Origin of the sequence: Rhodococcus sp. IEGM 1241 (genome assembly GCF_033142365.1) — a bacterium.
Taxonomy (GTDB): domain Bacteria; phylum Actinomycetota; class Actinomycetes; order Mycobacteriales; family Mycobacteriaceae; genus Rhodococcus_F; species Rhodococcus_F erythropolis.
This window is the reverse complement of the sequence record NZ_JAWLSE010000043.1, coordinates 1-3833: the sequence shown is the minus strand read 5'-3', so window position 1 is coordinate 3833 and position 3833 is coordinate 1. Positions and strand designations below refer to the sequence as shown.

Annotated in this window: 3 protein-coding genes; all 3 read right to left on the bottom strand. The window is 57.7% G+C overall.

The window, feature by feature from the left end:
* Positions 1-357 precede the first annotated feature (357 nt).
* Positions 358-1404: a helix-turn-helix domain-containing protein gene (locus R4P70_RS32445; protein ID WP_021334721.1), complete on the bottom strand. Its 1047-nt coding sequence runs from the start codon at positions 1402-1404 to the stop codon at positions 358-360.
* Positions 1401-2012, bottom strand: coding sequence for a hypothetical protein (locus R4P70_RS32440; protein WP_021334722.1), 612 nt, complete (start codon positions 2010-2012; stop codon positions 1401-1403). The genes R4P70_RS32445 and R4P70_RS32440 overlap by 4 nt, the downstream gene beginning before the upstream one ends.
* Before the next feature lie 90 nt (positions 2013-2102).
* The gene (locus R4P70_RS32435; RefSeq protein WP_021334723.1) at positions 2103-3206 is read right to left on the bottom strand and encodes a hypothetical protein; all 1104 of its coding nucleotides are present in this window, start codon (positions 3204-3206) and stop codon (positions 2103-2105) included.
* Positions 3207-3833 lie beyond the last annotated feature (627 nt).

Here is a 3833-nt window from a genome sequence, read left to right as displayed (position 1 = left end):
CCCCGGAACCGTCACCGGACACGCCGGTATCCGAGGTCGCCTGACACACCTTAATCCACAGAATTTGACGATTCCTCATCAGCTTTCTTTGTCGGACTCTCACGTGCTGCGCAACGAATAATTTTCACACAATGCGACGAGCGCGGCGGGCAGGTGAAAATTGAGGACTTGTACGAGAGTCTCAACGATGGCGGACTACAAGTCTCTCGGATCGAATAGAAGAACGGCACCCGGCCATCACCGAAACAACCGTATGGCTGAATAGATGATGTTCGAGCGCCCTCTGGTTCCGCTCCCGATCGCGCCGACGGAATCGATCGCCATACCCGTTTGCGGTAGCTAGTTTGACGTCGGCGATCAGACGGCGCGCAAGCGTTTTTCGGGGGAGAGGAAGACGGTTTCGTTGGCCGCTATTCGATGGCCGATGAGGGCGGCTGCTTCCTCTCGTGACAGGCCGGCCTTCGATATCAGCATCTCTCCGATGCTTCGCGCCAATTCCGGGGTTTCTGGCGGGATTTTGTCGGTTCCCGGTTCGTTCACCTTCCATCCTCGTGCGTTCAACGAACGGTAGAAGCGTTGGCGATCGTCTGTGCTGACCTTGCCCATGCGGTATGCGCGCTCGTAGAGCGCCTGCATTGAAACACCCCACACCTGTTTCATTGCAAGCAGTTTCGCGGGTGTGAGATTTCTGAATTCGGACTCGATGATGTGCGCCGGCATCAAGAGTTCGGCCGCGAACTCGTTCGCCTGAGCTTCCATGTCGGCATCGATGTACGTGTTGTGCAGAACCAGGTGCCCGAGTTCGTGTGCGAGTGTCAGCCGCTTGCGATCGGCCGGCAGTGCGCTGTTGAGCATGATGATGGGATAGTCGCTTGCCCATTGCGACAACCCGTCCATGCGGTGCGTACCGAAGTCTTGTTCGACGACGATGACACCGGCTGACTCGACCCATCTGGTGAGATTGCGGACCGCCCCGATCGGCATCTTCCATTGCGCGCGAAGTATCCGTGCCGCGTCGGATGGTGTCGTGTCGTCCGGGTCGAATGTCGGTACATGATTCTGCGGCGTCATCGGGACGCGCTGCAGCAGAAATGCTGCACGCATCCGATACAGGTTCAGCTTCGCTTCTGCCAGTTTCCAATCAGAGGCTTTGGTTGTCTTCTGCCGACGCATGTGGGCGTCGGCAGCGATTGCCCCCTGCAACCTGAACGCATGAGTCAAGAACGGTACCGACACGTCGAGGGCACGACTCATCCGTTCGAGTGTGTCGCTGTCGGGTTCTCGAAGGTTGTTTTCGTAGCGGGACAGCGCTGCTTGTGTGATGCCGAGCTGCTCAGCCAGGTCCTCCTGAGTCATCCCGGCTGCACGCCGCGATGTCAGGATTACGTCGCCGATCTGGTTCATGATCCTTCTACTGTGTCTTCGCTCGTAGCGACAACATCGCTGAGATCGAGCTGGGGCAACTGCGGGTCCACTGGTGTCCACGTGATGCCGGTGGCCTGACCGGACTGGCCCGAGTGCAGCAGAATCGACCAGATAGGTGTGTCTTTGCTGTCACGGAACGACAAGATCGTGTCGCCGATCGCGGCCTCTTCAGGATTCCATATGTATCCCATTGCCAGGCTCCACAATTCGAGATCCGGCAGTTGAGCGGTGGCACTGTTCGTCCAAAATGCGAGTGCGCCGGTGGTCGGGTAGCTCGTAATCTTCAAGTTTTCGGTGTGGCGCTTGATTCGGACCACGTAGTTGGTGCCGATGTGGATTTCCCGAGTCGGTTCGTCGTCCTTGAAGTGGACGTCGCCCTCGTCTGCTGTGCGCAGCATCGAGTCCCAGATGCGTTCGTGGATGAAACCGGCGATGAACCGTTTCGAGAAGTTGACGAACCATTCCGGTCGGAAGTCGCGAAACTCTTCCAGATCGGCACGTGCCTTGTCCACGGACGCTACGAATGCGTCAAGGAACTTCTCGCCCAAGTCGTCGACGACTTTTTGTCGATCCGGGTATGAATTCATACCAGAAAATATACCACCTGCGCTCGATTTTGCTGGTCGATCGAATTTCACCAGCGGCGGCACGGTTCATCCCTCTCAACGGCCTGTTCGCTATTTCGTGCGACGCGGGGTTGCCTCCTGCGGGTCTATGAGTGTTAGTAGACGTTTCCCTTCGGTGGGATGCACGAGGATGGCGTCGGCGTTGTCGAATGCTCGTTGCGCGGAGCCGGGGTGGTATCCGTCGAAGCTGGCTGCGGTAGTAGGCGCTGTCCACTGTGAACCTGGCTGCTCGAGTAGGTGAGGGTTGGCGCGTCGTCGGGTCCACAGGTGTGAACATTGCTCGATTACGGCTTTGATCACTGCATCTACAGATTCGAGGACTCCGTGCATCGAAGCGAGCGCATCTTCGGTGAGGTATGTGTCCGTCAGTGTGTCGGCGGCTCTGAGCGCTGCGCCTTCACTTTGGGCTGGTGTGCGTGGAAGTGGGCGAATCCAGTTGGTAGGGGCGGTGCGGTGGGGTCGATCGTGCATGGTCATTTTCAGCCATTGTGATCGGTGAACGAAGCTATTGCGGGTTTCGAGCGTCCATTGAACCCATCCGGGAGGACCAGCGGCAACGACAGCTGCACGGATACCGCGAAGGAGGGTCTCTTGGGCGTGTGCTCCGTCGGAGGTGTCGGTGGCGAGGGCCTTGCGCAGTTTTCCGCCCGCCGGTCCGGTGAGGCGTGGGTATGTGTCGGAGGTGTCGGATGTGCAGAGCATCCCGAAGTCGGCGCGGAGCACGTTCAATGACAGGGCACTCACTACGATTGTGACGCCGGCGAGGGTATCGAGTGTGGATCCGATCGAACGGAAAAACGCGGTTCGGTGCGCTCCGATCTCCGCCTCTCGGCGCCTGTCGATCTCCTGCCGTTCGTTGAGTTTCGTTAGCTGTCCGCGACCTTCGGTGAGTTTTCGGGTCAGGAAGATGTCTTCTGCGCGTATGCGTTCTTGGTACTGGAAATAGTGAAGTGCGGCTTCGTCAAGATTTGTTGCGACACTCTGAGCTGCACTGACGGCATAGTGGGAGAGTTCGGAGAGTGTGTCGCGCCCGAGCTGGTAGTTGGCCCACCAGCTGATTCCGCCGACCGTATCGTCCAGGTCCTGTCGGATCTCGCCCGCCAGAGCTTTGGCTACAAGTTTGGATCTAAAAACTGGTCTGTCGTAGGTCGGCATGCGATCAGTATCCAGGTGGGGTCAGAGTTGCATCGGGATGAGTCCGGATGTGTTGCGGGAACTGGAGTGTCGACGCGATGTCGACTGCCGGCGGATTTTCGCCGCGGCTAGGGTGCTTGAGCCAGTAGATATGTCAGCTACCGAGGGGATGGAGCGCCGATGGTGGGCTCGGGAAGGTCGATTTTCGGGTGTTTTGAATGTTATTGTGTTTCAGTAACTTTGGATAATCAGTTGGTGGATAATCGGTTTCAGAGATTACGCATGGAAATGTTTTATAGAGGTACCAATTCTGTTGCAGTGGTGATAATTTCGGCGTTTCGTGGTTCTGTGTTGTTTTGCGGTTTGGGGTGGGGTCTTGTAGGATGGGAAGCATGATGACGATGAGTTGGTAGTCGCGAGACAGGGTACCTTCGAGCGACCTCCGTCCCTCCCCAGCCTCGTTTGGTACTTGGGTACCGACTTCACGGTTCCGATCAAATCCTTTGGTGACAAATATAATTCAGGAATTTAGAGGTGCGCAGCGACTCGATCGACGGCAGTCTGTCTGGACCCACCGCGAGCCGCGCAGCGGCTCCCTGGCGGGGAGCGAAGCGAGCCGCTTCCGGTCCCGATGCGGAGCATCGGGAG

Coding starts and splice junctions, on each gene's coding strand:
- R4P70_RS32445 (WP_021334721.1), bottom strand. CDS start 1,404: ATGAACCAGATCGGCGACGTAATCCTGACATCGCGGCGTGCAGCCGGG.
- R4P70_RS32440 (WP_021334722.1), bottom strand. CDS start 2,012: ATGAATTCATACCCGGATCGACAAAAAGTCGTCGACGACTTGGGCGAG.
- R4P70_RS32435 (WP_021334723.1), bottom strand. CDS start 3,206: ATGCCGACCTACGACAGACCAGTTTTTAGATCCAAACTTGTAGCCAAA.